General features: G+C 40.3%; 20 protein-coding genes. 6 read left to right on the forward strand and 14 right to left on the reverse strand.

The features are described from left to right. Positions 1 to 885: 885 nt before the first annotated feature. The 4 genes from ASU31_RS25880 to ASU31_RS25895 all read right to left on the reverse strand — a co-directional run bounded on the left by ASU31_RS25880 (position 886) and on the right by ASU31_RS25895 (position 7,380). Positions 886 to 2,292 carry a TolC family protein gene (locus ASU31_RS25880; protein ID WP_057935139.1) on the reverse strand — a complete coding sequence of 469 codons (1,407 nt, stop codon included), beginning with the start codon at positions 2,290 to 2,292 and terminating at the stop codon, positions 886 to 888. Then, a complete protein-coding gene (locus ASU31_RS25885) occupies positions 2,279 to 5,479 on the reverse strand; it encodes an efflux RND transporter permease subunit (protein ID WP_057935140.1) in 3,201 nt (1,066 codons plus the stop codon). Before ASU31_RS25885 ends, ASU31_RS25880 begins: the two co-directional genes overlap by 14 nt. A 23-nt stretch (positions 5,480 to 5,502) precedes the next feature. Then, positions 5,503 to 6,705, reverse strand: coding sequence for an efflux RND transporter periplasmic adaptor subunit (locus ASU31_RS25890; protein WP_057935141.1), 1,203 nt, complete (start codon positions 6,703 to 6,705; stop codon positions 5,503 to 5,505). 69 nt (positions 6,706 to 6,774) lie between these two features. Then, positions 6,775 to 7,380 (reverse strand): TetR/AcrR family transcriptional regulator, encoded by a 606-nt coding sequence (locus ASU31_RS25895; RefSeq protein WP_057935142.1) that lies wholly within the window; start codon positions 7,378 to 7,380, stop codon positions 6,775 to 6,777. A gap of 180 nt (positions 7,381 to 7,560) precedes the next feature. Here ASU31_RS25895 and ASU31_RS25900 point away from each other — a divergent pair, with 180 nt between their 5' ends. After that, the gene (locus ASU31_RS25900) at positions 7,561 to 8,004 is read left to right on the forward strand and encodes a GNAT family N-acetyltransferase (protein WP_057935143.1); all 444 of its coding nucleotides are present in this window, start codon (positions 7,561 to 7,563) and stop codon (positions 8,002 to 8,004) included. A 245-nt stretch (positions 8,005 to 8,249) separates the two neighbouring features. Here ASU31_RS25900 and ASU31_RS25905 read toward each other — a convergent pair whose 3' ends face one another. The 5 genes from ASU31_RS25905 to trpD all read right to left on the reverse strand — a co-directional run bounded on the left by ASU31_RS25905 (position 8,250) and on the right by trpD (position 13,036). Further along, a complete protein-coding gene (locus tag ASU31_RS25905) occupies positions 8,250 to 8,891 on the reverse strand; it encodes an NAD(P)-dependent oxidoreductase (RefSeq protein ID WP_057935144.1) in 642 nt (213 codons plus the stop codon). A gap of 398 nt (positions 8,892 to 9,289) precedes the next feature. Beyond that, complete coding sequence (gene trpA / locus ASU31_RS25910; RefSeq protein ID WP_057935145.1) at positions 9,290 to 10,057, reverse strand: tryptophan synthase subunit alpha; 768 nt, start codon at positions 10,055 to 10,057, stop codon at positions 9,290 to 9,292. Between the two features lie 105 nt (positions 10,058 to 10,162). Then, a complete protein-coding gene (trpB, locus tag ASU31_RS25915) occupies positions 10,163 to 11,344 on the reverse strand; it encodes a tryptophan synthase subunit beta (RefSeq protein WP_209435069.1) in 1,182 nt (393 codons plus the stop codon). 76 nt (positions 11,345 to 11,420) lie between these two features. Continuing rightward, the gene (locus ASU31_RS25920) at positions 11,421 to 12,053 is read right to left on the reverse strand and encodes a phosphoribosylanthranilate isomerase (RefSeq protein ID WP_245224615.1); all 633 of its coding nucleotides are present in this window, start codon (positions 12,051 to 12,053) and stop codon (positions 11,421 to 11,423) included. Continuing rightward, positions 12,047 to 13,036 (reverse strand): anthranilate phosphoribosyltransferase, encoded by a 990-nt coding sequence (gene trpD, locus ASU31_RS25925; RefSeq protein ID WP_057935147.1) that lies wholly within the window; start codon positions 13,034 to 13,036, stop codon positions 12,047 to 12,049. Before trpD ends, ASU31_RS25920 begins: the two co-directional genes overlap by 7 nt. A 467-nt stretch (positions 13,037 to 13,503) precedes the next feature. Here trpD and ASU31_RS25930 point away from each other — a divergent pair, with 467 nt between their 5' ends. Then, positions 13,504 to 14,445: an ion channel gene (locus tag ASU31_RS25930; protein WP_057935148.1), complete on the forward strand. Its 942-nt coding sequence runs from the start codon at positions 13,504 to 13,506 to the stop codon at positions 14,443 to 14,445. Positions 14,446 to 14,954: 509 nt separating this feature from the next. Here ASU31_RS25930 and ASU31_RS25935 read toward each other — a convergent pair. Both ASU31_RS25935 and recR read right to left on the reverse strand, forming a co-directional pair. After that, positions 14,955 to 15,773, reverse strand: coding sequence for an SDR family oxidoreductase (locus ASU31_RS25935; RefSeq protein WP_029278012.1), 819 nt, complete (start codon positions 15,771 to 15,773; stop codon positions 14,955 to 14,957). 120 nt (positions 15,774 to 15,893) lie between these two features. Further along, a complete protein-coding gene (gene recR, locus ASU31_RS25940) occupies positions 15,894 to 16,511 on the reverse strand; it encodes a recombination mediator RecR (RefSeq protein WP_057935149.1) in 618 nt (205 codons plus the stop codon). A 164-nt stretch (positions 16,512 to 16,675) separates the two neighbouring features. Here recR and ASU31_RS25945 point away from each other — a divergent pair, with 164 nt between their 5' ends. From ASU31_RS25945 to ASU31_RS25960, 4 genes are all read left to right on the forward strand, one after another. Continuing rightward, positions 16,676 to 18,184, forward strand: a complete 1,509-nt coding sequence (locus ASU31_RS25945; RefSeq protein WP_057935150.1) for a sodium:solute symporter — start codon at positions 16,676 to 16,678, stop codon at positions 18,182 to 18,184. A 17-nt stretch (positions 18,185 to 18,201) separates the two neighbouring features. Continuing rightward, positions 18,202 to 18,909, forward strand: a complete 708-nt coding sequence (locus tag ASU31_RS25950; RefSeq protein WP_029278019.1) for an LOG family protein — start codon at positions 18,202 to 18,204, stop codon at positions 18,907 to 18,909. A gap of 206 nt (positions 18,910 to 19,115) precedes the next feature. After that, on the forward strand, positions 19,116 to 19,616 hold the full coding sequence (locus tag ASU31_RS25955) for a hypothetical protein (RefSeq protein ID WP_057935151.1): 501 nt from the start codon (positions 19,116 to 19,118) through the stop codon (positions 19,614 to 19,616). A gap of 28 nt (positions 19,617 to 19,644) precedes the next feature. Then, positions 19,645 to 20,139, forward strand: a complete 495-nt coding sequence (locus tag ASU31_RS25960) for a hypothetical protein (RefSeq protein ID WP_057935152.1) — start codon at positions 19,645 to 19,647, stop codon at positions 20,137 to 20,139. A 233-nt stretch (positions 20,140 to 20,372) separates the two neighbouring features. On the opposite strand, the gene arsC is transcribed toward ASU31_RS25960, so the two are convergent. The 3 genes from arsC to alr all read right to left on the reverse strand — a co-directional run. Next, positions 20,373 to 20,717, reverse strand: a complete 345-nt coding sequence (gene arsC / locus ASU31_RS25965) for an arsenate reductase (glutaredoxin) (protein ID WP_057935153.1) — start codon at positions 20,715 to 20,717, stop codon at positions 20,373 to 20,375. 10 nt (positions 20,718 to 20,727) lie between these two features. Continuing rightward, positions 20,728 to 21,318 carry a DUF502 domain-containing protein gene (locus ASU31_RS25970; RefSeq protein ID WP_057935154.1) on the reverse strand — a complete coding sequence of 197 codons (591 nt, stop codon included), beginning with the start codon at positions 21,316 to 21,318 and terminating at the stop codon, positions 20,728 to 20,730. Positions 21,319 to 21,709: 391 nt separating this feature from the next. Further along, positions 21,710 to 22,657: alanine racemase (gene alr / locus ASU31_RS25975; RefSeq protein ID WP_083505550.1), on the reverse strand; the 948-nt coding region annotated here is incomplete at its 5' end.

Consider the following 22,657-nt stretch of genomic DNA (forward strand, 5'->3'; position numbering starts at 1 on the left):
TCTGCTCCCTGCTATCCGGCCTGGGATATGATGAAAGGAGATCCTTCGACTACGCTCAGGATGACAAAAAACCGGAGGAAAATACAACGATGATAAATTGACCGCGATTGAAAGGACGCGATAAATCCACTGCCCCATGCTATCTGCTCCCTGCTATCCGGCCTAGGATATGATGGAAGGAGATCCTTCGACTACGCTCAGGATGACAAAAAACCGGAGGAAAATACAACGATGATGAATTGACCGCGATTGAAAGGACGCGATAAATCCACTGCCCCATGCTATCTGCTCCCTGCTACCTGGCCTCGCAGATTTCCGCCGGAAAAAGCACGGAAATCTGTGCACGCTCCATCATTACCCCACGGCCCAAGGCAGGATCAAAGCGGGTGCGGTTGGATAAGCAAGGGTAAGAGCCTAGATACTGCCGCAAATAAGATTTCCGTAGCTTTTTACAAGAAAGGATGCAAGCCTTGATTTTTTGTTACTTTTTCATCAAGGAAAAAGTAAAAGCCCTTCGGTGGCCAACCGAGGCAAGCCTGAGCAAAGGGAGAAAATGCACACTATTAACATAACTTAAAAGATTTCTCCGCTACGGTCGAAATGACGGATTGTTCGCGATAACGGCAATTAAAAGATCCTTCGTACCTCAGGATGACAGAAAACAATATGGCAAGACCGAGCGAAAGCATTAAGATTAGCTTCGCTGAGCACTTCGTGGTTCCCGCCTGCGCGGGATCCGATAGCTATCGGATGACGACCGTATTATAGCGAGCGCTTTAAAAATCTCAATGATCACAAAAAAGCACCAAGAACATCGCGCTCTTAGTGCCTAAATTTATACACAAACCTATAAGGTCTTAAAGACCCTATAGGTTTCCCATTATTTTACTGCCAGCCGCCACCTAACGAGCGGTACAAACCAACAACTGCATTTAACTGCTCTGTTTTAATCGTAGTTAACTCCAGCTCGCTTTGCAATAAATTACCTTGCGCCGTAATAACCTCTAAATAATTGGCCATACCGCTTTTAAACAATAAACTTGCATTTCTTGAAGCCTGTTGTAAAGTCTGTGCTCTTTTTTCAGCAATGCTGTATTGTGTTTTTAACTTCTCTACTTTCGTTAACTCATCAGAAACTTCGCCAACCGCATTTAATACCGACTGACGGAACTGAATTACTGTTTTTTCGCGGTCGATTTTAGCCAGCTCTAAATTGCTTTTTAACTGTCCGCGTTGAAAAATCGGCTGGGTAATGCCTGCCCCAACCAAACCGAATAACGATGCCGGAACATTAAACCAGTTGCTTGCTTTAAAAGAGTTGATGCCTCCGCTTGCGGTAATAACCAGCGATGGATATAAACTGGCTTTCGCAACACCAACCTTTGCATTGGCAATGGTAAGCGCCAGTTCAGCACTTTTAATATCAGGCCTGCGGCTTAACATAGACGAAGGAAAACCCGCGTTTAAATCCTGCGGGATATTCATTTTATCTAAACGGCTCTCGCGGTTAATGGTTTTAGGCAAAGTTCCGATCAATACACTCAAAGCATTTTCCTGTAAGGTTACATTCTGCTCCAAACGGGGGATCAACTGTGCCGCATTTAACTGCTGTGCCTGCGCCTGTTGTATCGCTAATGAAGTTACCTGACCGGCATCGAACTGTAAATTGATGATCCTCAATGTGCTGTCGTTCAGTTTTAAGTTCTTTTTCGCGATTTCCAATTGTGCATCAAGCATTAACAGATTATAATAACCTTGTGCAACATTGGCCACTAATCGTGTTTGAACGGCTTTACGTGCCTCTTCTGTCTGCAAAAAACTGGCTAAAGCGCCAGCTTTTTGATTGCGGATTTTACCCCAGATATCGGCTTCCCAAACTACACCCAGATTAGCATTGTAATCTTCGATGTGCGTTGAGCCTGTAAACTGGTTAAGGCTTAAACCATTTAAACTATTATCAGACGGACGGCTCGAACTTGCCGCCACCTGCAATTTCAGTTCAGGCAGATAACCCAATTTCGATTGTTTGAACAATACTTCGGCTGCATCGATATTTTTCAATGCAATCTGCATATCGTAATTTTTAACCAAAGCCGTATCAATTAAATTCTGAACAGTAAGGTCGTTGATAAAACTCTTCAATGGCATACCGCCAACACTAGAAGAATCTTTAGGCAATGAATTTCTGAATAGGCCTGGCGCAATATTGGGCAAGGCTGTATCTTTCGAAACCGAACATCCGCTCCAGATTAAAGCAAGGAGCAGGATGGTAATGATATTAAACCGTTTCATAAACTACATGATTATTATTTACAGGTTCTCCATGGTGGTGAACAACCTCATTTCTTGATTTTTTTGATATTTTTTCCTGTAAGGCCTGGAAGATGACAAAGAGTACCGGAATGATGAACAAACCTAAAATTACACCCGATACCATACCCCCTGCAGCACCGATACTGATGGAGTGGTTACCCTGTGCCGATGGACCTGTTGCAATACTCATCGGGAATAAACCAAACACAAAGGCAAGTGATGTCATAATGATCGGTCTGATCCTCAACCGCGCTGCTTCTATAGCCGAATCAACCAAACTGAGTCCCGCCTTTCGTCGCTGCACCGCAAACTCTACAATCAGGATGGCGTTTTTAGCCAGCAAACCGATAAGCATAATCAGTGCTACCTGTACATAAATGTTATTTTCGATACCAGTTAAGCCCAATACCACAAACACACCGAATACACCTGTAGGGATAGATAAAATTACCGCCAATGGCAGGATGTAACTCTCGTACTGCGCTGATAATAAGAAGTAAACAAACACCAAACAAAGCAGGAATATCACTGTAGACTGTCCGCCTGAAGAAATCTCCTCACGTGTTTGTCCGGAGAATTCGTAAGCATAGCCGGTTGGCAATTGTTCTCTGGCGGTTTCTTCTATCGCTTTAATTGCATCACCAGAACTGAAGCCTGGTTTAGGGATGGCATTTACCTCGATAGAGTTAAACAGGTTATAACGCGAAGCCGTTTCCGAACCATATACACGGGTTAATTTAACCAGGGTACTGATCGGCACACTTTCACCGTTCTTGTTCTTCACAAACACACGATCAATACTTGCAGGATCGGTACGGTCGGCAACATCAGCCTGCACCACTACACGGTAATATTTACCAAAGCGGTTAAAATCTGATGCCTGCGCAGTACCAAAATAAGTCTGCATGGTTTGTAAGATATCTTTTTTGCTTACACCCAATTGATCGGCTTTTTCGTCGTTAACATCCAACTGTAACTGTGGATAATCTGCTTTATAAGAAGTAAAAGCATAAGCAATAGCCGGTTTCGCCATTAACTTTCCAATAAAGTTATTCGCTACACCACTAAATTTATCCAGCCTGCCGTTCGTTTTATCCTGTAACATCACGTTCATGGCCTCAACGTTACTAAAGCCTGGCACCGTAGGGAAACTGAATACAAAGAAGGTACCGGCAGATATGGCTGCCATTTTAGCCCTTACAATATTTTGGATCTCATCGATATTTTTTACGGCCCCTCTTTCGTCGTTTGGTTTTAACAATAAGAAAATCTGACCAGCTGACGGACTGTTCGATGCGGTTAAAAAGTTGTAACCAGCCAACGACATTACAAATCTTGCTGATGGCATAGCCCTTAACTCTTCTTCTGCTTGTTTTAATATTTTATTGGTATTAGCTAATGATGTTCCCGATGGACTGGCAACAGCGATAGCCACAAAACCCTGATCTTCTGTAGGAATAAAACCTGTTTTTGTTCTGCTTACCAGAAAAATGGTAACCAGAACGATTAAGGCAAGTCCGCCCATACTGATCCATTTGTTACGGATAAGCACTTTTAAGCCGCCAACATAACGGTTGGTCATATAATTGAAACCACCGTTAAAACCTGCATAAAACTTTTCTACAAAACCTTTTTTAGGCGCGTTATGACCACCTTCGGCATGTTTGTTCTTTAAAAATAAGGCTGCAAGCGCAGGACTTAAAGTTAAGGCGTTAACAGCCGAGATAATGATGGCTATGGCCATGGTTAAGGCGAACTGTTTGTAGAAAATACCTGTAGAGCCGGTCATAAAGCCAACCGGTAAAAATACCGCTGCCATCACCAGTGTAATCGATATAATAGCCCCGGTAATTTCATTCATTGCCTCGGTGGTTGCTGCCCTCGGACTAAGCGAAGGGTTTTCTTCCATTTTGGCATGCACCGCTTCTACCACCACAATCGCATCATCTACCACAATACCAATGGCGAGTACAAGCGCGAACAGGGTTAAAAGGTTAACAGAGAAGCCGAACAGCTGCATGAAAAAGAAGGTACCGATAATTGCCACCGGAACCGCTATAGCCGGGATTAAAGTAGATCTGAAATCCTGAAGGAAGATAAATACAACGATAAATACGAGTAAAAAGGCTTCTATCAAAGTATGCTCCACCTGATTGATGGATTCATCAAGATCGGTTTTAGTACGGTAAAACTGATTGTGTTTAATACCTGCCGGAAAATCTTTCGATAGTTTCGCCAACAGTTTATCAATGGCAATCTGGATTTCGTTGGCATTAGAGCCTGATAACTGGATTACACCAATGGTAATCCCATCATGTCCGTTTAAACGGTTTACACTACCATAACTATAAGCACCCAGTTCTACACGGGCCACATCTTTTAAACGTAATATAGAACCATCAGAGTTAGAACGGATCGCGATATTCTGATATTCCTCTGGTTTGGTCAGTTTACCTTTATATTTAACGATATATTCAAAGGCCTCACTACTTCTCTCACCAAAGCGACCAGGTGCTGCTTCCAGGTTTTTGTCCTGAATGGCGGTGATCACTTCATTGGGTGTAATTTTGTAAGTGGCCAATTGACTTGGGTTTAACCAGATACGCATCGAATAATCTTTAATACCGCCAAATACACTGGCAGAACCTACACCCGGGATACGTTTAAGTTCGGGAATGATATTGATCTGCGCATAGTTATTTACAAAAACGGCATCGTATTTTTTTGGATCTTCTGAGTAAATACCGATGGCACCAATAAAGCTATTTTGCTGTTTGGTAGTGGTTATACCATATTGTACAACCTCTGCAGGTAACTGGCTTGTGGCCTGCGAAACCCGGTTTTGCACATTAACCGCTGCCTGATCGGGGTTGGTACCCTGTTGAAAGTAAACGGTGATGGCCAGGGTACCGTCGTTACTGGCGCTGGAGGTCATGTATGTCATGTTCTCTACACCATTAATTGCTTCCTCCAATGATGGAGTTACCGAACGTAAAATCGTTTCGGCATTGGCCCCTGGGTACACTGCGGTTACCAATACCGACGGAGGTGCGATATTTGGAAAGCGCTCTAAGGGCAACTTTGTTAAGCCCAGTATACCAACTATTACCAATAAGATGGAAATAACAGTCGAAAGTACAGGCCTGTCTATAAATTTCTGAAACATGACTTTTTAGATTTTAGGTCTTATTAATTTTTTGTTTTTGCAACAGCTACTTTATCTGCTGCTTTTTGAGGCTGGATCACCATGCCCTCCTGTAATTTATCAACCCCGCTCAACACAATCTGATCGCCAACTTTTACCCCGTCTTTAACCAGGTAATTTTCGCCGGCTTTACCAACAATGGTAATGGATTGTTTTTTCACCTTACTACTGTCGCCCACGGTAAATACAAATACTTTATCCTGCATTTCTACCGTTGAAGACTGCGGTACCAGAATGGCATTATCGTGCTGTAAACCTAAACGGATCTTACCGGTATTACCCGAGCGAAGAACGCCACTTGCATTAGGGAAACTTGCCCTTAAAGTAATGGCACCTGTGTTTTTATCAAACTGACCATCGATCATATCGATCTTGCCTTTAATCGGGTAAGCAGAATTATCAGCTAATAAAAGTTCTACTGCCGGTAAATGTTTAATCCGGTCGGCAGGTGTTTTACCTGGATAATTTGCATTAAAACTGTTGAAGTCGTTTTCAGCAAGCGAGAAATAAACATGTACTTCGTGGATATCTGATAATTGTGTTAAAGCAATCTGATCAGTCGGAGAAACCAAACTTCCCTGTTTCTTAGGGATACGGCCGATGTAACCGCTTACTGTAGCCTTAACATTGGTATAACCTAAGTTAATCTGTGCCGAAGCAACACTGGCTCTGGCTTGCTCGGCATTTGCCTGCGCAATTTTATAGGCCGTTTTGGCTGTTTTTAACTGAAAATCAGAAACTACCTTATTCTGAACAAGTGGTGTTAATTTATCAACTTCCAATTGAGCGTTTAAAATAGCCGCTTCCGCAGCATGTAAACTCGCTTTGGCATTGTTTAAAGCCTCGCGATAAGGGTTTTCGTTAATTTTGAACAGGGTTTGTCCGGCAGTTACATAAGCGCCTTCGTTAACCAAAACGCTTTGTAAGTAACCACTTACCTGTGGCCGTACATCGATATCAACAGCACCCTGAATAGAGGCCGGGTATTCGATAAACGTGGTTTCTGTGCTCGAGCTAATCGCGCTTACAGGCAATGCCGGTGGCGGTGGTGCAGCTGCAGCCTGATCAGGAGACGACTTACAACTCACCAGAATTATAGATAGAAGAGAAATTGTTAACAATAACTTAATACTATTAAACTGTTTAACAGTGTTAAGTAAAGGGTACAAGCGATGTAGAGATTTCATATGATTAAATTTAATTGGAATTAGTGTGTATAATAATTTAACACTGTTAAATTACCTTGTAAAAAAAAATTAACTATTAATAGATAATGTAATGCCCTTGATGGCATCTTTTAAAATTTGTTGGTTTAACTCGTCTGTTGTTCTTCCATTCGGGCGAACCAGATTGATGGAAATTAAACCATGGATGATAGACCAATAAGTGTAATACTTCATGCAGATATCATCATCAGAAACGGGTTGCTTCTCAAATAATGATTCAATTACGTCGCCCAACATACCAGCTATGTTTTCGGCTTCGGGCATTGAATTTTTAACGGTACAACAAACCATATCCACACCGTACATCAATTGATAAAATTCTTTATGGGTAAAGGCGAAGTTCCAGTAGGCAATCCACATGGCTTCCATTTTATCTTCCGGAGATTCGTGTTTATCCCTGGCTTCGCGGATATCTTTCGCCAACATTAAATATCCCCTTCTGGTGAGTTCCAGTAAGATGCCATCTTTGTTAGAAAAGTATTCGTAAATAATTGGTGCAGTATATTCAATCTGGTCGGCAATTTTACGCATACTCAATGCCTGCCAACCCTCTGTTTGCACAATATTCAAGGCAGCATCCAGAATTTTTGTTCTGGTTTCATCTTTTAAACGTAGAATTCTTTCTTTACTTCCCATGACTGGAATATTAGGTGTAAATAATCTAACACCGTTAAGCAAATGTAGAACCAATTCCAGAATTGACAATCATTCATTTGTCATAAACATTTTATTGCTTATTTTTACAGCTGATAATCAACGATTAAAGTGTTTAAAAGCACATTCCGAATAAATTAATTTTCTCAAAAAATATAAAAAATGATTTTCCGCGAGGCAAAAACAACTGACATAGCTGCAATACAAATTGTCAGACATACGGTAAAAGAGAACACTTTGTCAGATCCGGCACTGGTTACTGACAAAGATTGCGAAGAATTTATTACACAACGTGGCAAAGGATGGGTTTGCGAAGTAGGTGGAGCAATAGTTGGGTTCTCCATCGTAGATTTAAAGGAGCATAATATCTGGGCGCTATTCCTTCGGCCAGAATTTGAAGGCAAAGGCATTGGCAAAGAACTGCACCGGTTAATGATGGATTGGTATTTCGATCAAACGCAAGATCTTGTGTGGTTAGGAACAGCGCCCAATACCCGCGCTGAAGAATTTTATAGCCGGCAAGGTTGGAAAAAAGTAGGCATGGTAAATAAAGGTGAAGTGAAATTTGAGATGAGTTATGAGGATTGGGTGGAACGAAGCGTATAAATAGTTATCACAAAGATCCTTAAGAGTAATCTTAATGCGAGCGCTATAATCTATAGTAATATTGCTGAGAACGGTCGTCTTTCCCGCGCAGGCGGGAACCTTAATGCAACCTACAAACCCATACTAAGGCATTACGATTCCCAATCAAGTTGGGAATGACGATTGCAGCGTAGAAAAGATTAACCACGAAGACACAAAGAACACAAAGCGATTTCATGGTGTCTTTGTGCCTTAGTGGTAACAACCTATCTATTCCATATAAAAGGTGCCTGTTTTACAAAGGCCTTCTCCCCTAACTGCTCAATAATAAACTGTGCTAAATTAGCCGCATTAATCTGTTCGCCTTCACAATTAACCAAACTTGTACCTATAGGCGTTTGCTCGTCGGTTTGGATAATCATGGGCAACCGGATTAAAGTCCAATCGAGATTGCTTGCAGTTAAGTACTTGTACTCCTTTTGTTTATCTGCAGTGGAAACCGGATAGTTATCGTACATCCATTTGGTGGCAAATTGAGTTTTAGTATCTTTTTCATCAGCAGGCGTATCCACATTGATCCCGGTAATTACGATGTAACGTTTCAGATCAAAGGCCTGCATGGTCTTGATAATATTACCTGTTGATTGCGTAAAGATTGTTTTTTCGCTGGCAGGCTGCCCCATCCCCAATGCACTGACTACGATATCGCATCCTTCGATAAGCGCGTGTACTGTTTCGGCATCTTTTACGTCGCCAATTACGATTTCCAGCGAAGCATGATGGACTTGAAGTTTTTCAGGATTTCTGATAAGGGCTTTCACCTGATGGTTTTGCGCCAATAGCGCTTTTAAAATATAAGTACCAGCTTTACCTGTAGCACCGATTAAAGCAATTTTTAAATCTTGCATGATGTTCTTTATAAAATTTTAGAAAATAACAGTTTATCCCCTGTTATCAGAGCGATAAGGGGATTTCAGAATTGAATTCTGTTTGAGTTATATTTTATAAAGAGATTTTAATGGTACTAATTTAGGAAAAAAATACAATTTCGACTCAAATATATTTCGTATAAAAGACCCTGAAACAAGTTCAGGGTGACGAACTGCAAGAGTAATCGTCATTGCGAGAAGGCTTTTTCAGCCAACGAAGCAATCTTAAAGCGTTCGCTAGTAGCGATAGTTGTAAGATTGCTTCCCCGAAAAAGTCGGGGCAGGCTCTCGTGCCTCCTCGCAATGACGATGCAGCGGAGAAAAGATTAACCACAAAGAACACAAAGCAAATTTATTAGTGTCTTAGTGATAAAACACTAACCTTTAAACTTCTTCATAAACGTACTCACACTTTCTTCTAAATTCCCATCAGCGATGGCTTTAACGAAAGCAGTACCGATAATCGCCCCGTTGGCGTACGAACAGGCCTTATCGAAAGTCTGTTTATCGCTGATCCCGAAACCGATCATGGTTGGGTTTTTCAGATTCAGGTTTTTAATCCTGCTGAAATAAGCTTCAGTAGTATTACCAACCTCAAGGTTTTTACCCGTTGTGGCCGACGATGATAACAAATAGATAAATCCATTGGTTAAACCGTCAATTTTATGGATCCGTTCTTCAGCGGTTTGAGGGGTGATTAAAAATACATTGCTCAGGTTATGTTTTTCGAAGCAATCTTTATAAAATTCTTCGTACTCTACCATTGGCAAATCGGGAACAATACAGCCATCTACTCCTACTTCGGCACAGGCTTCGCAGAATTTTTCTACTCCAAACTGCAAAACAGGGTTTACATAACCCATTAACAAAACAGGAATGGTAACGGTCTTACGCAAGTCTTTCAACTGTTCGAAAAGCAGCTTAAGCGTCATCCCCTGATCTAATGATTGCTTGCTGCTCGCCTGAATTACCGGCCCATCCGCAACAGGATCGGAATAAGGAAACCCGATTTCGAGCATATCAGCACCTGATTTTTCCAGCGCTTCAGCAATTTTAATGGTATCGCCAGTATTTGGATAACCAGCAGTATAGTATATTGATAATATATTTTTCTTCTCCTGGAAGAGTTGTTTAATTCGGTTCATGTTTTTGAGATGTGAGATTGGAGATTGGAGATGTGAGATTGGAGATTAGGTGCTTATCAGAAAGTCCATCGTCTCATGTCTCATATCTATTGTCTCAAATCTATCTTAAAGATTAAAATATTTAATATAAGTATCCAGATCCTTGTCGCCACGGCCTGAAAGGCAAACCACTACGTTTTCGCCAGCTTTAAATTCCATTTTTTCCAAATAAGCCAGGGCGTGTGCACTTTCGATAGCCGGAATAATCCCTTCCAATTGGGTGCAAAGCAAACCAGCTTCTAAACTTTCTTCATCGGTAATGGAAACATATTGGCCACGGCCGGTTTTAAACAAATGTGCATGCTGTGGGCCAATGCCAGGGTAATCCAAGCCTGCCGACACTGAATGTGGTTCTACCACCTGACCATCTGGTGTTTGCATTAAAATGCTTCTGCTACCGTGCAAAACACCTTCTTTACCTAAATAAGTGGTTGCAGCAGAAAATCCGCTCGATACTCCTTTTCCTGCTGCTTCAACAGCAATCAGTTTAACATTTTCATCGTCCATAAAATGGTAGAACATACCCATGGCGTTACTTCCACCCCCAACGCAGGCCAAAACATAATCAGGCTGGTCGCTTCCGGTCTGTTCTAATAACTGCTTTTTGGTTTCCTCAGAGATAATCGATTGAAAAATGGCCACCATATCAGGGTAAGGGTGTGGGCCAACTACCGAACCAATGATATAGTGTGTATCAACAGGATTATTGATCCAGTCGCGCATCGCCTCATTAGTGGCATCTTTTAAGGTTTTGCTTCCAGAGCTTGCCGGAACAACCTTTGCGCCCAGCATTTTCATGCGGGCCACATTTGGTGCCTGGCGCTCGATATCTACCTCGCCCATGTAAATTACGCACTCAAGGTTACGCAACGCACATACCGTTGCGGTGGCTACACCATGCTGACCAGCGCCGGTTTCGGCAATGATTCTTTTTTTACCCAGTTTTTCGGCCAGTAAAATCTGTCCGATGGTATTGTTGATCTTATGTGCACCAGTATGGTTTAAATCTTCTCTTTTTAAGAAAATATTGGCACCATATTTTTCTGAATATCTTTTGGCAAGATATAAAGGCGAAGGACGCCCAACGTAATCTTTTAACAATTGATGAAATTCCTTTTGAAAATCGGCATCATCAATAATCTTTAAATAGTTTTGACGCAATTCCTCTACGTTTGGATAAAGCATTTCGGGGATGTAAGCACCACCAAAATCTCCATAATATCCTTTTTCGTTTACTTTGTATTTCATAATATCTATCAACTAATCTGTCACATTGAGCTTGTCGAATGCTATACTAAATTCCTTCGACAGGCTCAGGATGACATTATTTCGTGCTCATTTCTTTAATAAATTCTTTAATCTTCTCTGCATCCTTTAAACCTGGTTCAATTTCAAATCTGCTGTTGATATCCAGGGCATATAAGCGCTCGTCATTTATTTCTTTTATGGCCGGTGCATGTTCTAAATCAATGCCGCCACTTAAAAAGTAGGGTTTGGTGTAAGTATATCGGTCTAAAACAGACCAATCGAAAGTTTTTCCCGATCCGCCATGTGCTTTGGTTTTGGTATCGAACAGGAAATAATCCACCACATTTAAATAAGCTTCGAGACCTGAAAAATCAAAATCTTCATCCATTCCGATAGCTTTAATCACTTCTAAAGCAGGAAAGCTTGATTTCAATGCAGCACAATATTCAGGCGATTCGCTGCCATGTAACTGAACAGCCTTTAGCTTCAATGTGTTTACTTTATCTTTTACTTTTTCAAGGTCTTCATTTACAAATACCCCTACGGTTTTAATCTCAGAGGGGATGTATTTGATCAATTCAGCAGAAACATCGCTGATCAACCTTGGCGATTTCTCATAAAAGATGAAGCCCAGATAATCTGGCTGCAGCTCGGCAACCGCAGCAATATTGGCTGCCAAACGCATGCCGCAAACTTTTAACTTTAACATGCCAATAAGTTTTTGAAACTGTTTAACGCTTTTTTGCTCATTAACGATTCTTCCGCTTCATAAAAACAATCGGCAAAAGATTGTTCAGGTTTTATGGTTTTAATGGCCAGTGCCGAATTGCACAATACTACATTGTTCTGTACATCAGTGGCTTCGCCATTTAATACATCCATAAATATTTTAGCTGATGATTCTACGGTATCGCCTCCTTTAATGGCATAAGTATCAACCTTATCAAAACCCATATCCTGAAGGGTTAAAATCTGTTCGCCTTTATTCGAAAAGGTTTTCACATCACAGGTTAACGAAACCTCGTCATAACCTTCTAGCGCGTGTACAATGGTATAACTTTTATCCGTATCCTGGTATAAATAAGCATATAAACGGGCGAGCTCCAAACTAAAAACGCCTACCATCTGGTATTTCGGCTGACCAGGGTTAACCATTGGCCCAAGCATATTGAAAAATGTTTTTACGCCCAGTTCTTTACGGATCGGTGCCACAATTTTCATTGCCGGATTAAACAACGGAGCATGTAAAAAACAGATCCCTGCAGTATCTAAATTACGCCTTAAAGTATCGTCATTATTGGTAAAAGTATAACCTAAATATTCCATTACATTTGAAGAGCCACAGCCCGAAGAAACGCCATAGTTACCATGTTTGGCCACATGATGACCAGCACCTGCCACCACAAATGATGATAAGGTAGAAATATTGAAAGTATCTTTGCCATCACCTCCGGTACCACAAAGATCGATCAGGTCGTAACCCGATAAATTTACTTTAACGCACATATCAAGCATCGCATCACGAAAGCCCTGTAGCTCCTGCACCGTAATATTACGCATGGCATAAGCGGTAATAAAAGCAGCAATCTGTGAAGAATTAAATGCCCCTTCCGAAATTGAAATTAAAATGGTCTTTGCCTCTTCCCTGCTAAAACTCTTGTTCTCGAATAAATGGTTTAATATTTTTTTCATGTTTACTGCTCAATCTTATTTTGTGCCATGGTTTGTGTCTCCACAAACCATTTAATATTCTGTTCCGTTTCGTGGAGACACGAACCGGGGCGTTAGTTTTGTATTCAATCTGCTCGCCATGGTTTGTGTCGCCACAAACCATTTAAAGTTTTCTAAATCTTATTTTTATCTCGGTGATCTGTGTCTCCACAGACCACTTAATATTTTATAAATCTTATCTTATAGATGCTGATCCCGATTAATCGGGACAGCATGACAATCCTTCAAAAAATTGCATAAAAAAAGGATTGCTTTTTGGGCAATCCTCTTCGTTGTGTTTAAAATATTTTAAAATATATAACAATAGAATTTGCCTAACGAATTTCGTTATGCCACCACCAATTGTTATTTAAGTTTTTAATTATCATGTTTGTATAAAGCAAATATTGACATAGTTTTTTAATATTCCAAAATCTTTCTAAAAATATATGGTTTTCTTTAAAAGAAAAGTACAGTTTAATGATGATTTCGGTTTCGGATCGAATCCTGTAACCAAAAACCAACGCATGCTCAACCCCGATGGTTCGGCAAATATCGAACGTACAGGCCTGCCCTGGTTTAAGTTTGATGATACCTACACCCGTCTGGTTACCATGAGCTGGCCGCGGTTTTTCTTTGTTATTCTGATAGCCTACCTCATTGTAAATACCATATTTGCGGTTTTATATAATGTGGTGGGGATCGAAAACCTGGAAGGTGCTAAAGGTTTAACCCTTCGTGATCAGTTTTTTGATGCCTTTTTCTTTTCTGCCCAAACCATTTCTACCGTGGGTTACGGTCATATTTCGCCACAGGGTTTTATTACGAGTATCCTGGCGGCTTTCGAAAGTATGTTGGGTTTATTGGCTTTTGCCTTGGCTACAGGTTTATTATACGGCCGTTTTAGCAGGCCAACCTCTAAAGTGAGTTTCAGCAAAAAAATGGTGATAGCCCCCTACGAGAATGGCCATGGCTTAATGTGCCGTTTGGTGAACCTCCGCCGCAACCAGCTCATTGAGATTGAAGTGCAGATGGTAATGTCGTACAACGAAACGGTTGATGGCAAGCATGTCAGGAGGTTTTACCCCCTGGCACTGGAGCGCGACAAAATCGGCATCTTGTCTTTAAACTGGACTTTGGTACATCCCATTACAGAGGAAAGTCCGTTTTATGAAAAATCGTTAACAGAGTTGCAACAGGCAGAGGTTGAAATTTTTGTGATGCTTAAGGCTTTTGATGATACTTTTTCGCAACACATTCATACCAGGACCAGCTATCAGGATGAAGAAATAGAAATGGATGCTAAGTTTGAGAAAATGTATTACCATAACGAGGAGGGTAAAATGGTAATGGATTATAGTAAGCTGGATAAGATTACGCGGACGGTGTAAAGATCTTTCTTATTGAAAAGTTTTTTGCCTTTTTGGGAAAACTTTTTATTTCTTTTGGAAAGCAGGTTTCTTGCTAATCGGTTGCGGTAGTCCCGCCATACGCTGCAATCTTTTTGTGGTCCTGTCATCCTGAGGTACGAAGGATCTGTTTCATAGGCTGCAGATGAAAGGCCATTTAAGGCTGCTGCAAACAAAAAGGATTTTCGCTGCTGTCGGGTTTAGGTGGGTTCGGTAGGTGCAATGAATAGAACCACCCCGCCTTTCAGGCACCCCTCCAGAGGAGGGGAATTACCCCTCATTGTCTTTATGCGATTTGCATTCCCCTCTTTCAGAGGGATGTCCGCAGGACGGGGTGTCTCAACAATCTATAAATCCACGAGATCCTTATGTAAATCTAGGTAAACTCAAAGTTTAGGTCTTCGACGGGCTCAGGCTGACAGTTATTTACTTTAAACGCTTTGCTCTTAGATCTTCCGCCTAAAACCTTCTACCTTTCTACCCTCAACCTTCTACCCCTTAATCAGCGGATTCTTTTCTTTCGCAAACAGATCAAAAACCTTTTTATCTACAAAAGCCGGGAAGAGTTTATTCATCCAAACAGCTAATTTCCCTTGTCCGGTCATGATTAAAGTACGTTTACGTTTTTCTATGCCATCGGCAATAATGCTGGCTACTTCTTCGGATGACATCATTTTGCCTTCATCCATACTGGTTTCGCCATGTGCAGCACCATCTTTTGATAAAGCGGTTACCCTGATATTGGAAGCGGTAAAACCAGGACAGGCCAATAAAACATTTACCCCGGTTTTAAGTAATTCGGTGCGTAAAGATTCCATAAAACCATTCATTGCAAATTTAGAGGCCGAATAACCAGTTCTACCCGGCAAACCGCGGAAACCTGCAATTGATGATACACCAACCACTGTGCCTTTGGTTTTCAAAATCTCAGGCAAAGCATATTTGGTACAATAAACCGTCCCCCAAAAGTTCACATCCATCAGGTTTTTAAGCACCGATAAATCAAGATCGTTAAACAGGGCACGCATAGATAATCCGGCATTATTTACCAGAATATCAATCTTTTGAAAAGATACTAAAGCTTGTTTGATTATCAGTTCGCAATCTGCTTCTTTACTTACATCGGCCTGAACTGCTACGGCCCTGATGTTATATCTTTTCTCCAAATCTGCAGTAATTTCGCAAAGGGTTACATATTGACGGGCAGCTAAAACCAAATTGGCACCACGTTTAGCAAATTCTTCCGCACAAGCTTTTCCGATTCCGCTCGAGGCGCCAGTGATGATGATGACTTTATTTTTTAGGTTCATTTTTAGTAGCAAGTATTAAGTAGCGAGTATTAAGTAGCGAGTATTGAGTAGCAAGTATCAAGACTGCATACTGCTTTTATTTTTTTATATTAATGTAATTCAGCTAAAAGTGCTTTACCATTATTTCATCATTGCAGTTTCGTAAGGCACGCGGGTTACAATCGAACGGCCGAGTGTAATTTCATCGGTATATTCCAGCTCACCGCCAAAAGCAATACCCCGCGCAATGGTGGTTACCGGAACATTAAACTCTTTTAATCTTTTGTAAAGATAAAACAATGTGGTATCGCCCTCCATATTCGGGCTCAATGCTAAAATCACCTCTTTAATCCCTCCTGCTGCCATTCTGGCTACTAATCCATCAATAAACAGATCGGAAGGGCCTACGCCATCCATCGGAGAGATTAAGCCGCCCAAAACATGGTAAACCCCAAAATATTGACCGGTATTTTCAATCGCCATTACATCTCGTGTATCTTCTACCACGCAAATGGTTTCTTTATCGCGTTTTGGCGAAGTACAGATCTCACATACCACATAATCGGAAATGTTATGGCAGGTACTGCAATGTTTAATATGCTGCTTAAGTTTTATAATAGTATTGCCAAACTGGTTTACCTCCTCCTGCTCTTTGTTTAAAAGATGTAGTACCAAACGTAAAGCTGTTTTTTGCCCTACACCAGGAAGTTTCGAGAATTCGTTTACCGCATCTTCGAGCAGTTTGGATGAAAAATTCATATTGCAAAAATAGGTAAAATGGTTTGTTAGTTCAATAGTCATTGGTTCATTCGTCATTAGTTCATTAGGCTATTTGACTTCCGACTTCGTACTTCCGACTTCGGACTCAAGAATATTGCTTGATTTGATACTTTTCTTTACATTTATCAGCTTAACACAAAACTATGTCTCCAACCATTCTCTTATGTTTTCTGATCGGTTATTTTTTACTACTGATTATTATTTCATTCGTAACCTCAAAAAAATCATCTGATAATTCTACTTTCTTTGTCGCCAATCGAAATTCTAAATGGTATTTAGTAGCCTTTGGGATGATCGGAACCGCACTTTCGGGTGTTACTTTCATATCGGTACCCGGAGAAGTTGGCGCACCCAGTGGAAACCAGTTCCAATATTTCCAGTTTGTTCTGGGTAATGCAGTTGGTTTTATCATCATCGCCACAGTTCTGCTTCCACTCTATTACCGGATGAATTTAACCTCCATTTATAGCTATATTGAAAAGCGGTTGGGGCATTACAGTTACAAAACAGCAGCATCGATATTTTTATTGAGCCGCACGTTGGGATCAGCAACAAGATTATACCTCGTAGTGATTGTTTTACAGCGTTTTATATTCGATAATTATGGCGTTCCGTTCTGGTTAACAGTTTTAATTTCGTTGGCACTGATCTGGTCGTACACCTTTAAGGGTGGATTAAAAACCATTATCATTACCGATACACTGCAAACTTTTTTCCTGGTACTTTCAGTTTTTCTGACTATTTATTTTATTTGCAACAGTCTTGATTTCAATATTCCACAGGCATTCGAGACCATAAAAACCAGCAGTTACTCCAAAATATTCTTTCTAAACGATTTCCTGACGAATAAGTTCTACTTCAGTAAACAGTTTATCGGTGGTATTTTCGTTACCATTGCCATGACAGGTTTAGATCAGGATTTGATGCAGAAAAACCTGAGCATGGGTACCATTAAAGAGGCACAGAAAAACATGTTTACTTTTACAGGCGTATTCGTGATTTTAAATGTTTTCTTTTTGAGTGTGGGCGCCTTGTTATACATTTTTGCAGCGAAAAACGGCATCGATATTCCATTAGATCATATTAGCGGAAAACCGAGAACTGATTTATTATTCCCCGAAATTGCCTTAAATAACCTGGGCGCGGTACCTGCAATTATATTTATGCTGGGCTTAACTGCAGCAACATTTGCAACCACCGACTCTGCCCTTACAGCTTTAACCACATCGTTCTGTGTCGACTTTTTAGGCATGGCTAAGGCGGAAAATGTAAATGCCAAAGACGCCGTAAAAAAGCGCCATACCGTACACGTAGCGTTTTCTATTCTGATGTTTTTGGTCATCATCGTCATCAATGCACTGAACAGCTCATCGGTAGTCAGCTTGATTTTCACCATTGCCTCTTATACCTACGGACCGCTTTTAGGACTATATAGTTTTGGATTATTTGTAAAAAAACGTGGTCTTCACGATAAATTAGTGCCGATAGTTTGTTTATTATCACCTTTTTTATGTTACTTGCTTTCCACGTATTCTACCACTTTATTGGGCGGTTACGTTTTTAGTGTTGAACTGATTTTGATTAACGGTTTAATCACATTTATAGGCTTGTTGTTCATCAGTAAAAAAACTGATGCGCAAACCAGATTTTAATATTAGAATAACAGTATATGACGAGTGAAGAAAAAATTAGAAGCGCTTTTGAAAACAAAGACTGGCAAGAAATTAAAGTAACAGATTCTTGGCAAATTTTTAAAATCATGGCCGAATTTGTTGACGGTTTTGAAAAACTGGCTAAAATTGGCCCATGTGTTACCATTTATGGTTCGGCCCGTACGGCTCAAACGCATAGATATTATCAATTGGCAGAGCAGTGCGGTAAATTATTAACCGATCGTGGTTATGGTGTAATCACTGGCGGTGGTCCTGGTATTATGGAGGCCGGTAATAAAGGCGCCCACACCAATGGGGGTAAATCGGTAGGTTTAAACATCGAGTTGCCTTTTGAGCAGTTCCACAATAAATATATCGATCATAATAAATTGTTGGAGTTTGATTATTTCTTTGTGCGCAAAGTAATGTTCATGAAATATAGTCAGGGTTTTGTGGTTTTACCAGGTGGTTTTGGCACCATGGATGAACTTTTTGAAGCTTTAACCTTAATCCAGACCGGAAAAATTGCACGTTTCCCAATCGTATTGGTGGGTGTTGATTATTGGGGTGGATTAATTGATTGGATTAAAGGAACGATGTTGCAGAAAGAACACAATATCCACGAAGAAGATTTAAACCTTTTCAGGTTGGTAGATACCGCAGAAGAAGCTGCAGAGCATATTTTCCGTTTCTACGATAAATATGTACTTAAACCGAATTTCTAGTAGATTGGTTCAATGGTTCATTGGTCATTGGTTCATTGGTCAGTTGCACATGGCAACTGGTTAATTGTTTAAATCGGTTAACTGAAAATTGCCAACTGTAAACTGGTTAACTGAAAAAGTGCTTACAAAAAATAAGCACTTTTTTTATGTCTTCATTTATTGTAACAACTGGAGAAAACTGCGATCTAAAATAAAACGTATCTAAAATGTCGAAATTTATCAGCTGGAAAAACAATTGGTTAAGTGGAAACTTTCAACTCTTTGCAGACGGTGTACAAAAAGGAGCAATCACTTTTGGAACATGGAAAAGCGATGCGGAAAGCATGTTAGAGGATAAAAACTATTTCTTCTCGAACGAGGGCTTTTGGCAATCGAGCACCAAGGTAATCGATAGAAAAACAAATGAAGTGGTGGCCATGATTACCTACGATACCTGGAAATCTAAAGCGGTAATCAGCTTAAAATCGGGCGAGCAGTATGAATGGAAATCGACAAATTTATGGCGTTCGCAATGGACGGTGAGCAATTATAAAGATGAGCACATTATGTACAGTGCTAACAGCAGCAGTGGGGCATTATCGTCTGATACCGACAATGAATTATTGATTATAGCAGGCTTATTTATTAAGCAGATCTATAACAAACAGGCAATTGTGCTTATTGCCTGCTTCATGCCGATCATTACAATGACTGCACTTCGCAGATAATTAGTAAAAAATTAAATCCTTTTGTGAGATGGAACAGATATTAAATTGGAGAAAAGGTTTATTTGATAGCAATTATCAGGTATTTAACAATGGACTGTTAAAATTTTCGCTGAATTTTAGTTCGTGGAAAAATTCGGCAATAGCCACTACCCAGGCAGGTATTTACCTGTTAAAAAGTGAAGGATTTTCAAAACCTGAAACTAAATTGCTGAACAATCAGAATGAGGTTTTAGCTATAATTACTTACGACTGGCTCCGTTTTAAAGCAAAAATTGTATTTGCCTCTGGTGATACTTTTGACTGGAGCTTTCAAAACAGCTGGTTAAGCCGGTGGTCGTTAAACGACCATCAGGATAAACAGATTTTGTTCAATGCTTCAAGCGGAAATGGAATGTTACATAGCAATGTAGATGATGATAAACTGATTTTATGCGGGCTTTTTATTAGGGAATACTATTCGAGGCTTCTTGTTGGTTTTATCATTGTAATATTCTTTCTGTTTAGCTTCAAGAATATTTTTTAGATTGGACAGATTGTTTTTCGAAGTCCATTTCCAAACGCGATCGTCATGCTGAATTTATTTCAGCATCTATCCTTCATATAAGACCCTGAAATAAATTCAGGGTGAAGTACCACATTAAAACGAACCATTTTATCTCGTAGCGGGACGCTACGACTAGAGTTTAGCATCCATCCTTCATATATAAGACCCTGAAATAAATTCAGGGTGACGTACCTCGAGAGAAACTTCTTAGGTTATCCCAAAATCACTTTTATTTTTTCGGTTGGTCTGGCGATGACTGCTTTATCTCCGGAGATGATAATGGGTCTTTCAATTAAAATAGGATGTGCAACCATAGCATCAATCCATTCTTCATCAGTCAGGATTTTTCCTTTATAATTCTCAGTAAAAACCTTTTCCCCTTTACGGATCAATTCTAATGGTTTAATCCCCAGTTTTCGAATAATTTCTTCTAATTCGCTTTTATTGGGCGAGGTTTCTAAATAATAAACCACCTCGAAATCTTTTCCGCTTTTTTCAAGTTCATCTAAAGCACAACGGCTTTTAGTACAGCGGTTATTGTGATAAATCGTAATCATTTAGAAATGTTTAAAGTCCGCTTACGCCACCGCTAACCACCAGTTTCATGGCATCAGCTGCTGTCATATGCAAATCAGTTACCTTATCTCTCCTTACAATGCAAAGCTGACCTGCAAAAGAATAAGAAAGTGGAAAATATACGGCTACTTCTTCGGGCAGATTGAGTTTATGCAGATCGTTCTGCGTTAAAAATCCAATCTTTTTTAGGCCTCCCTCCACTTCTACCAGCACCGGGTGGTTAAATTTCTTCTCATCACCTACAAAAGCTTCTGTTAAATCTTTTATGGATGAATAGATAAAATTAAGTAAGGGCAGCCGCTGCATAATCCGCTGAAACCAATTGTACATGGGCTCAGTTACCAAATTGGTTACAAAGATACCGGCTAGTAAAATGAGGGCTAAAACCGTCAACAAACCTAAGCCAGGGATATTCCGGCTTTCGCCTGTACTTGGATTTACGCCTAAAATATTGTTTACATTCAACCAGCTATCTACAGTTGTAACTGCCCAAACCACAATAAAAATACTTACGGCAATGGGCACAACAATTAATAAACCTTTAATCAAATAGTTTAAAATAGCTTTCCCGACTTTATTCATGGTGCAAAAATAACATTTTTTTTAGTTCATTTGTGCTAAGTGTTCATTAGTTCATTAGCCATTGGTTCATTTGTGCTGGGTGCATAGCCTTGCAATACGTATAAGAGATTTTATTAGCATATTTACCTGGTTTATTGCACCTAACGTGTATCCAGGCAATTCTCGATGCCAATGAACTATTGAACAAAAGAGCTAATTGGCAATATGCTACACTAATGAACCACTGAACGAATAAACTTATAGGGCAGTTTGCTACACCATTGACCAATCAACCTCTGAACGAATGAACTTATAGACAGTCTGCGACACTAATGACTAATGAACCACTGAACGAATAAACTTATAGGGCAGTTTGCCACACTAATGACCAATGAACAACTGAACTAAGCAACTATTCATAGAAATAAACCCTTTTAACCCTTTGCGAGATATTGGTTAAAATTTCATACGGAATGGTATTAATATCTTTCGCCAACTGCATAATGGTGTGTTCCTTATTAAAAACAATAGCCTCATCACCAGGTTTCACGTCAATACCTGTGATATCCAACATGGTCATGTCCATACAGATTGAACCGATGGTAGGCACCAAGTGGCCGTTAATAAGCATTTTACCTACTCCATTGCCAAAATACCTGGTATAGCCATCAGCATAGCCAATTTTTACAGTCGCTATTTTTCCACCATTTGGCATTACTCCCCTCCTGCTATAGCCTACGGTTTCACCCGGAGCTAATGTCTTCACTTGGGTAACCGTAGTTTTAAGCACCATTACGGTTTGCAAACCCCGGTTATTCGGCAATGCGGAGTCAAAACCATACAAACCTATACCTAAACGTACCATATCCATTTGCCCTTCCGGCCAACGCGAAATGCCCGAAGTATTTGATATATGAAGCAATGGCTTGTAGCCTAAAACTTCGACCAACTGGTTGGCGATAATTTTAAACCGTGCGATCTGTTGTTGCGTAAACCCATCATGTTCTGCGGCATCGCTTGCCACCAGGTGAGAAAAAATACTTTGCACTTTTACCTTCGCCGAATCTTTAAGCAGATTAGACAAAGTATCGATTTCTGGTTGATCAAAGCCCAAACGGTGCATACCACTATCTATTTTAATGTGGATGGGGTAATCGAAATCATAATCAGACAGTGCATTTAAAAAACTGTTCAGAATTTCTATGCTGTAAATTTCGGGTTCGAGTTTGTGTTTAATGATGGCTTCGAAAGCAGATTCTTCCGGACTCATCACCATAATCGGCAAAGTAATTCCGGCTTTTCGCAGTGCAATACCTTCATCGGCATAGGCTACCGCCAGATAATCTACCTTATGGAACTG

It is taken from the genome of Pedobacter ginsenosidimutans, assembly GCF_001442625.1.
Lineage (GTDB): Bacteria > Bacteroidota > Bacteroidia > Sphingobacteriales > Sphingobacteriaceae > Pedobacter > Pedobacter ginsenosidimutans.

Excerpts from the sequence above, each read along its gene's own strand:
- ASU31_RS25970 (WP_057935154.1), bottom strand. The coding sequence starts at position 21,318 with ATGAATAAAGTCGGGAAAGCTATTTTAAACTATTTGATTAAAGGTTTA.
- ASU31_RS25960 (WP_057935152.1), top strand. The coding sequence starts at position 19,645 with ATGGAACAGATATTAAATTGGAGAAAAGGTTTATTTGATAGCAATTAT.
- ASU31_RS25945 (WP_057935150.1), top strand. The coding sequence starts at position 16,676 with ATGTCTCCAACCATTCTCTTATGTTTTCTGATCGGTTATTTTTTACTA.
- ASU31_RS25895 (WP_057935142.1), bottom strand. The coding sequence starts at position 7,380 with ATGGGAAGTAAAGAAAGAATTCTACGTTTAAAAGATGAAACCAGAACA.
- trpA (WP_057935145.1), bottom strand. The coding sequence starts at position 10,057 with ATGAACCGAATTAAACAACTCTTCCAGGAGAAGAAAAATATATTATCA.
- ASU31_RS25920 (WP_245224615.1), bottom strand. The coding sequence starts at position 12,053 with ATGTTAAAGTTAAAAGTTTGCGGCATGCGTTTGGCAGCCAATATTGCT.
- ASU31_RS25905 (WP_057935144.1), bottom strand. The coding sequence starts at position 8,891 with ATGCAAGATTTAAAAATTGCTTTAATCGGTGCTACAGGTAAAGCTGGT.
- arsC (WP_057935153.1), bottom strand. The coding sequence starts at position 20,717 with ATGATTACGATTTATCACAATAACCGCTGTACTAAAAGCCGTTGTGCT.
- ASU31_RS25885 (WP_057935140.1), bottom strand. The coding sequence starts at position 5,479 with ATGTTTCAGAAATTTATAGACAGGCCTGTACTTTCGACTGTTATTTCC.
- recR (WP_057935149.1), bottom strand. The coding sequence starts at position 16,511 with ATGAATTTTTCATCCAAACTGCTCGAAGATGCGGTAAACGAATTCTCG.
- ASU31_RS25935 (WP_029278012.1), bottom strand. The coding sequence starts at position 15,773 with ATGAACCTAAAAAATAAAGTCATCATCATCACTGGCGCCTCGAGCGGA.
- ASU31_RS25930 (WP_057935148.1), top strand. The coding sequence starts at position 13,504 with ATGGTTTTCTTTAAAAGAAAAGTACAGTTTAATGATGATTTCGGTTTC.
- trpD (WP_057935147.1), bottom strand. The coding sequence starts at position 13,036 with ATGAAAAAAATATTAAACCATTTATTCGAGAACAAGAGTTTTAGCAGG.
- ASU31_RS25955 (WP_057935151.1), top strand. The coding sequence starts at position 19,116 with ATGTCGAAATTTATCAGCTGGAAAAACAATTGGTTAAGTGGAAACTTT.
- ASU31_RS25950 (WP_029278019.1), top strand. The coding sequence starts at position 18,202 with ATGACGAGTGAAGAAAAAATTAGAAGCGCTTTTGAAAACAAAGACTGG.
- trpB (WP_209435069.1), bottom strand. The coding sequence starts at position 11,344 with ATGAAATACAAAGTAAACGAAAAAGGATATTATGGAGATTTTGGTGGT.
- ASU31_RS25900 (WP_057935143.1), top strand. The coding sequence starts at position 7,561 with ATGATTTTCCGCGAGGCAAAAACAACTGACATAGCTGCAATACAAATT.
- ASU31_RS25880 (WP_057935139.1), bottom strand. The coding sequence starts at position 2,292 with ATGAAACGGTTTAATATCATTACCATCCTGCTCCTTGCTTTAATCTGG.
- ASU31_RS25890 (WP_057935141.1), bottom strand. The coding sequence starts at position 6,705 with ATGAAATCTCTACATCGCTTGTACCCTTTACTTAACACTGTTAAACAG.